Here is a 7,724-nt window from a genome sequence, read left to right on the forward strand (position 1 = left end):
GGATAAGTCTAAAAGCTTTGCAGAGCGAATGGTGTACTTTGCCAGTTTTGGTTGTTAATAAATTTATGAATTTTTCAAAGAACAAATCTAAAGGCTGGCGCGAGCATCTTGCTCGTGCAATAATTAAACCAACAGCCTCTTTACAAACGTATTGAGGCTGTTTTAATATAAAACACTTTACTGTTATTGCACATTTAATAGTTGTTTTTTAACACAGGAAAAAAAATATACCTACGATGCCACAGGCACACGCTTAAACAAAAAAGTACAACCTGGCGGTGGTGCGTTAGTAACCACCGATTACCTGTATGGCTTTGAATATGAAAACGGCGTATTGCAAACTTTTCCGCATGCAGAAGGATATGTTAAAAATAATGGTGGCAATTATGTTTATCACTATATTTACAAAGACCATTTAGGCAACAATCGTTTGGTTTATGCCGATTTAAATAACGACGGAACCATAAACCCTGCCACCGAAATTGTAGTTGAAAACAATTATTACCCGTTTGGTTTAAAGCATCAGGGATATAACAACTTGCCGGGCGATGGGTATAAGTATAAGTTAAATGGTAAAGAATACGAAGACAGTTTCGGGCTGAACATTTACGAAATGGATCTTCGCCAGTATGACCCTGCTATCGGGCGTTGGACGGTAATGGATCCAATAACACACCACGAGTTTTCGCCCTACAGTGCTTTTGACAACAACCCTGTGTATTGGAGTGACCCGAGCGGAGCAGATAGTGAAACATATGTTACAATTGCTGATTTGTTTAATAAAGCTAAAAGTGGAGTAACAAGTTTTGAATTTGAAAATGGACAACTTGTTGGAGAATCCTTTGCAAAGACTATAGAAACAACACTAGAACAAGTGTACTTATTTTTAGACAAACCAACGGATGATACTGGAGGTGCAAGTAGTAGTGGAAACGGTAATGGTGGTGGAGATCCTAAAAAGTCTATTTGGATGTCTCTATCAAAACTTGTTATGTCTGGTTACCCGAGTGGTAATGTAAAGTACGATGGGAATATGTTATTCGGAACTAATTTTATTGGACCAGGACCTGATGTCGACCCCAAAACTTTGGGATTAGAGCCTAAAGATATGTTAGATTTGGCAGCTTTTTTTCATGATATCTCCTATTATAATGCTAAAGTAGGAGGAATTGATGGAGCTCTTAATAGTATAGAAGTATTAGCTGCAGATAAAAAATTAGCTTCTGATGCGTATAAAATTATAATTGGATATTGGCTAGGAAAAACCGATCCTGTAACTGAAAATAGGATAAGCCCAAGGACTTACAATATGGCTATAGCTGTTTATGGCGCATTTGCACCTATTAGTGAAATAAAGTCTGTTCGCCTAGAAACTAATATGATAATTAATTCTTATTATCAAACAATACTTAATAGTATAAAAAACAACATAAGGTATTAAAATGAAAAGAAATATTGTATTGACAATTACGTTACTAATTTCTTGTATATTATTTAACTGCAAATCAGATAATGAAGATACAGAACATTTATTAACATTTGACATTGACCCTTCTGGTAGTCATCTCATTTTTTCTTGGAAAACAGATAATAAAACATCTATTTACAGATGTGATATAGATGGGGAAAATGTAAAAAAAATATTAGATAATGATTCATTGTCATATTATGCACCGAGATATAGTAAAGAAGGAGATTCAATAATTTTTATCGCTACCGATTACCCTAATTCATTGTTAACTTCTATAGGTGTGTGGAATGTTAAAGAAAACAGCAGTAAACTAATTGTAAATGATTCGTTATTAAAAACAGAAGCTGTTTTATCAGAAGCTGGAAACAAATTGATTTTTTTAGGAGCAAATGAGTATGGCAAGTATTCTCCAATTGGAAGAAAAGCCCCACACGGTTTTGATATTTATGAATTAAATATTAAAAAGAATGTTACGAAGAGAGTTACAAATTTCAATGCATATCAAATGAACAATCTTAATTATATACAGAAAGATAAATTTACTTTTAGTTCATTTTTAGATGGAAAAGATGGTGTTTTTCTTTATAACAATCAAACAAAGAATATTAGCATGATAACTGTTAAAAATGATTCATTGAAAAGTCTAAACGGTTTTTCAAAAGCAGAATACATTAATGATACTGAATTAGTATACACTTCTTATTATAAAATTAATTTGGTGGATTTTAGAAAAAACACAAAGAAAAAAATTTATAGAAGTAAGTCAGGAAATCATATAAGTAATCTATCTTATTCTAAAAAACTTAATAAATTATTTGTATCAGAACAAAAACAAAATTTAATATACGTATTAGATTTAGATGGAAAATTGATAAAAACTATTACAATAAATATTAAAGCTAATTAATTTTCTGATAATATTTTATACATAATAGAATAGAATAACAATTATTGCCAATAGTTGTCGCAACGAAGAGGCAGGGGCTTATAAGTTCTTAAACAAAGAATACGAAGACAGTTTTGCTTTAAACGTAACCGAAACCGACTTTAGACATTACGACAGTGCATTAGGACGTTTTAATGTACTAGACCCAATGGCTGAGCTTGCGCCTGACTTTACACCGTATCGTTACGGGTTTAATAATCCAGTGTTTTGGCAAGATGCAACAGGTTTGTTTGAAACAGAAGCACAAGCAAGAGCCTTTGCTCTTGATAATGACATTGGAAATTATAAATTAGAATATGATAGACAATCAAAAGGTTATACTTTAACGATAATAGGAGGAGAATTTGACGGTAGATCTTTTTATGATTTTGTAGAAGTATTACCAGATCTTTTAATTGACATAGATGGTTCCGGCTCTGGTGGTGGTAGAAATGGAGGTGGCTCTAATAGTAATTCTTCGTTTGGAAGAGGTGAACTTTCGGCGATGAATGCTACTTCTGGAGCTTTAGCAATGGGAGAATTAGCAAGACAAGCAAAAACATATCATTTTTTTGGAAAAACTACACAACAAGTTGAAAATGCTCTTGCTAACGGTAAATATGTTCATAAAAATGGTAAGGTTTACAGCCAAAAGTTTAGAGGAAATCAATACATTAGTTCACAATCTGTAAAAAATAGTTTAGGAACTGCTAAATACTTAAAAGGTGCTGGTAAATTAATGACGGGTGCCAGTGTTGGAATTGCTGCTTATCAATTTTATGAAAGCGATAAATCAGGTGCGGATTACGCAAGATTAACAGGCGCAGGAATAATTACTGCTTCTGCCTTTATTCCTGTTGTTGGACCATTTATTTCGATAGGTTTAGGTGTTGCAGACAGTTTTGGAGCATTTGATTCTATATATAATTCTTTTGATTAAATTAATATACTTATGGGTTTCTTTTTAGTTTTTTTTGGACAAATAATTTTATATATTTTTCTATTCAACAGAAAAATATTAGTTGACAAAAAGTATCAATTTATTTTTCTATTCGCTTGTATAGTTCTATTTGTTTTAGGGTATATTCTTCAAAATGCAAATGTCAAAGGCGGAGAAGCATTGAAAATACCTCTTTTACAATGGGGTATATATAGAATATTTTATTATGCTTTTGTGAAAATATATAAAAGAGAACCAAAAGATACTTTTTGGACTATGGATAAAACTTTAATGGTTGATGGTGTATTTAATGCTTTATTTTGGTTTATCGCATTTATACTACCTGTAATTTTAGTATTTACAAATAGAATATAATTCTATGGATTTTATTTTTATTGCTTTAGGTCTTAGCACTATGTTACTGTTTATGTTTAAAATAGAGTGGCTGTTTAATTATAAATATTTTTTAATCAATATATTCTATAATATAGTATTATTTTGTGGATCATTATTAATGATAAAATATCAATTAGGAAACCCTAAAATGGTTGTGGCATTGAAAATGCCGTTGATATCATCTATTGTGTTTTTTCTCTTATATATACTATTTCAGAAAATTTATAAAAGAAATCCAGAAAATACTTTCTGGACATTTACCAAAAAACCTGTTCAAGATGTAATATTTACTCTTTTGTTTTGGTTTTTAGGAGTTGGATTACCAATATATATAGTAGCTTAATAATCTTTTTTCAAAAACGAATGGTACGGACTTGTTTGTAATCCGTTTCGTTAATATCAACACAGCCTCTTTACAAACGTATTGAGGCTGTTTTGAAAGAGAATAACTATTATACGTTTGGGTTACAGCACCAAGGGTATAACGATATAGCCAATAGTTGCCGCAATGAAGAAGCCGAAGCTTACAAATACAACGGTAAGGAATATGAAGATAATTTTGGGTTAAACATGTATGAGTACGGCGCACGTAATTATGATCCTGCTGTTGGAAGATTTTTTAATATAGATAACTATGCGGAGAAGTTTTCTAATATGACTCCGTATCAATATGCAGGAAATACACCAACATATTTCATTGATAAAAATGGAGATTATATTTATGTTTGGGATGAGGGGAAAAGAGATTACCTGAAATTTGAAAATGGGAAACTATATGAACAAGATAAAAATGGTGGATATACGATTGAAACAACAGCCACAAGTGGTAGTTTTGCAGAAGTTGTTTACCAAAATTTAATGCAAATTTATAATTTTACTACTAATGCTGGCGGCGGTAGTGGAGGAAACGGTCGCTGGTTTTTAAATTTATTTAATAATAACCAATATAATGTAAATATTCACAGGTCAGATTATGGGGAAAATGGTTATAGACATGGAGAAATAAATTTATCTGGTATTTTCCCTAATTTTTTTACTACTGAAAATAAATTTCAAGGAACCGATTTTTTTATACCTTTAACTCATGAATTGGCACATGCTTTTAGTGCACAATTATCTTTTAATAATTTTAGACATGAAGTTTGGGTAGATAATATACCTGGAAACAATCCACAAGCTCACTTTGATGAAATATTTGCAGTATTTATTGAAAATATGATAAGAAGCGAGCATAATATACCTTTACGAACGCATTATGGAACAGAAAGTATTCAAAAATCTTCGCCTGAAAAATTTGAAGAATTACGAATATTAGAACAAAATGAAAATAACAATTTTCAGTTGACCCCTAAAGCAAATGAAATTCTAAATAATTATAAAAAGAGTTTACCTTTAAACGGAATAGAATGGAAAAATTACTAAAAATAATAATGTTAGCATTTTTGTGCAGCATATATAATGCTTGTAAACCAACCAATGCAAAACAGTTTTATAATAAAATAAGCAATTTTGATGCTAACAATAAAAATGACAGATATAGTGAATGGTTACATTTTGGCAAAAAAGAAATATTAAATACAGATAAATATGTACTTAAATTTTTAAAAGACAGTTTAAAAAACACCAACCATATATATTATGTTTATTCGTCTATAGATTCAGGTCCCTCTAGAGTTATAATTTTTGATGTTGATAATCAAAAAAAATATGTAGTTACTAATAATTTATATAAAAATAAAAATTTCTCTTTTAGGAAATATCTTTTTATAGATGAGGCTGATATTGAAGAGTTTTATTATGATTTTGTATTAAATAAAGCTATATCCAATAGATGTGATGAGCTTCTTGAAATAAACAAAAGCCAAGCTGATGCTAATTTTTCGAGTGGAGGGGTTCAAGCTGTTTATGAAATAAATTTAGAAAAAAATGAAATTTCACGTTGTGTTTTCGGAAGTATACTTATAAGCAAATATTATATGGAAGCTAAATATCCTAATAAAATCCGCTAATATCAATACAAAGATCATCTTGGTAATGTACGCTTGAGCTATGCAGATTGCGACGGTAACGGAACAATTAATCCTGCTACTGAGATATTAGAAGAGAATAACTATTATCCGTTTGGGTTACAGCACACAGGCTATAACGATATTGCCAATAGTTGCCGCAACGAAGAAGCCGAGGCTTATAAGTTCTTAAACAAAGAATACGAAGACAGCTTTGCACTTAATGTAACAGAGACAGACTTTAGACATTACGACAGCGCGTTAGGAAGGTTTAATGTACTCGACCCAATGGCTGAGCTGGCACCCGACTTTACACCGTACCGTTACGGGTTTAATAATCCTGTGTTTTGGGAAGATTCAACGGGACTTTTTGAGACAGAGGAACAAGCAAGAGCTTTTGCGCTTGATAATGATATTGGAAATTATAAATTATCATTTAATAGAGAGTCAAAAGGTTATACTTTAACGATAATAGGAGGAGAATTTGACGGTAGATCTTTTTATGATTTTGTAGAAGTATTACCAGATCTTTTAATTGACATAGATGGTTCCGGCTCTGGTGGTGGTAGAAATGTTGGCGGTGCTATGGATTCATTTGGACTTGGTTTGGGTGCTCTAGGTACTATTAGTAGTGCCACATCTGAATATGCAATGTATAAAGTTGCTAGTGGTTTTAAATCAAACAATAATTTATGGGATTTCCAAAAATTGTCACCAAAACAACAAAATTGGAGAATCAATGCTGAATTAGGTCCAAAAGGTAATGCAGTTTTAGGAAAGCATGGGCTTAAAATTTTAAAATATTCTAAAGCTGCTGGTGTAGTAGGAACAGCTGTAGGGGTAGGTTATTCAGGATATAAAATCTATAATGGAACAGCAACAACTATTGATTATGTTGATGCAGGTGTTGGTACTGCATCTATAGTAGCCACTGTTTTCTTAGCTAGTAACCCTGTTGGATGGGCAATTGGTGCCGGTGCAGGACTTTATTTTGCCGGGCGATTTATATATGATGTAACTCAAGAATAAAAAGATATATATTATGAAAAAAATATTTTATTCTGTTTGGGCAGATGCTATTAATTATGAAAGAATAAAAAACGGAGGCGAAAGTCATTGGAAGTTATTTACTTTTGCATACATGTCTGTTTTTCTTGGTTTGAATATTTTGGCAATCTTAACTGCTATCAGATTTTTTTCCGGATATAATTTGGCAGACAAGCTAATGGAACAATTGGGAACAATAACGACAAACGAAAAGTTGCAGAATTTATTATGGTCAATGATTGTGATGTTTATGCCTGGTTCTGTAATTAACTATTTCTTGGTATTTTATAGAAAAAAGTATGAGTATATTTTGAAAAATTATGAATTTAAAAATGGTAGACTACTAATTATTTATGTGACTGTAACTATTATTGCTGTTTTTGGTTTTAGTTTACTGAATAAGTTTACTAGATAATATAAACTTTATCAAAATTAAAAATCCCAAACTTAAGTAGTGTATCAGAAGATGTTTATAAAATTTGAAACCCTTGTAAACTGTAGTTTTTTAAACTAAAAATGAATAATTTCATAAAAATAAAGACGAACATTTGTTCGTCTTTATTAATTTAAGTGGCTTAAAACAGCTAAAAATGGTAAGTAGTAGCACCTCATGTATCAAATGTGTTGATAGAAAAAATATATGTGTTTGCTGACAAGGTATATTAGTAAAGAATGGATTTTCAAAAGCCGGAAAACAACGATATAAATGTAAATTATGTAATAAAACGATTGTTTTAAATTACAAGTATAATGCATACTTAGCCTATATAAACAACAAAATTATTCTTTACATAAAAGAGGGTTTGGGTATTAGAAGTATGGCACGTATTTTAAAAATATCCCCCCGATAACTATGGTTTTTCAAAATAAAAAATGTTAAAATTCTCACTGTTTTTTTTACGAATAATTTAATAATTTTACGTTGGAACAAACAAATAA

General features: G+C 30.9%; 10 protein-coding genes. All 10 read left to right on the forward strand.

Annotation, left to right across the window (positions count from 1 at the left end; all coding sequences use genetic code 11):
- Positions 1-334 precede the first annotated feature (334 nt).
- The 10 genes from BM253_RS16855 (at position 335) to BM253_RS17735 (ending at position 7,636) form a co-directional block, all read left to right on the forward strand.
- Entirely contained in the window at positions 335-1,441 is a 1,107-nt protein-coding gene (locus BM253_RS16855; RefSeq protein ID WP_177205818.1) for an RHS repeat-associated core domain-containing protein, read from the forward strand.
- A 1-nt stretch (position 1,442) separates the two neighbouring features.
- Positions 1,443-2,378, forward strand: a complete 936-nt coding sequence (locus BM253_RS16860; RefSeq protein WP_091526639.1) for a TolB-like translocation protein — start codon at positions 1,443-1,445, stop codon at positions 2,376-2,378.
- A gap of 43 nt (positions 2,379-2,421) precedes the next feature.
- Positions 2,422-3,336 carry an RHS repeat-associated core domain-containing protein gene (locus BM253_RS16865; RefSeq protein WP_245758528.1) on the forward strand — a complete coding sequence of 305 codons (915 nt, stop codon included), beginning with the start codon at positions 2,422-2,424 and terminating at the stop codon, positions 3,334-3,336.
- Between the two features lie 12 nt (positions 3,337-3,348).
- Positions 3,349-3,711, forward strand: coding sequence for a hypothetical protein (locus BM253_RS16870; RefSeq protein WP_091526642.1), 363 nt, complete (start codon positions 3,349-3,351; stop codon positions 3,709-3,711).
- Between the two features lie 4 nt (positions 3,712-3,715).
- A complete protein-coding gene (locus BM253_RS16875) occupies positions 3,716-4,075 on the forward strand; it encodes a hypothetical protein (protein ID WP_091526644.1) in 360 nt (119 codons plus the stop codon).
- A gap of 92 nt (positions 4,076-4,167) precedes the next feature.
- Positions 4,168-5,154 carry an RHS repeat-associated core domain-containing protein gene (locus BM253_RS16880; RefSeq protein WP_177205819.1) on the forward strand — a complete coding sequence of 329 codons (987 nt, stop codon included), beginning with the start codon at positions 4,168-4,170 and terminating at the stop codon, positions 5,152-5,154.
- Positions 5,139-5,741, forward strand: a complete 603-nt coding sequence (locus BM253_RS16885) for a hypothetical protein (protein WP_091526647.1) — start codon at positions 5,139-5,141, stop codon at positions 5,739-5,741. Before BM253_RS16880 ends, BM253_RS16885 begins: the two co-directional genes overlap by 16 nt.
- 33 nt (positions 5,742-5,774) lie before the next feature.
- Positions 5,775-6,767, forward strand: coding sequence for an RHS repeat-associated core domain-containing protein (locus tag BM253_RS16890; RefSeq protein WP_091526649.1), 993 nt, complete (start codon positions 5,775-5,777; stop codon positions 6,765-6,767).
- A 13-nt stretch (positions 6,768-6,780) separates the two neighbouring features.
- Positions 6,781-7,200 (forward strand): hypothetical protein, encoded by a 420-nt coding sequence (locus tag BM253_RS16895; RefSeq protein WP_091526651.1) that lies wholly within the window; start codon positions 6,781-6,783, stop codon positions 7,198-7,200.
- 244 nt (positions 7,201-7,444) lie between these two features.
- Positions 7,445-7,636 carry an IS1/IS1595 family N-terminal zinc-binding domain-containing protein gene (locus BM253_RS17735; protein WP_450088502.1) on the forward strand — a complete coding sequence of 64 codons (192 nt, stop codon included), beginning with the start codon at positions 7,445-7,447 and terminating at the stop codon, positions 7,634-7,636.
- Positions 7,637-7,724 lie beyond the last annotated feature (88 nt).

Source organism: Paenimyroides ummariense (assembly GCF_900115115.1).
Taxonomy (GTDB): domain Bacteria; phylum Bacteroidota; class Bacteroidia; order Flavobacteriales; family Flavobacteriaceae; genus Flavobacterium; species Flavobacterium ummariense.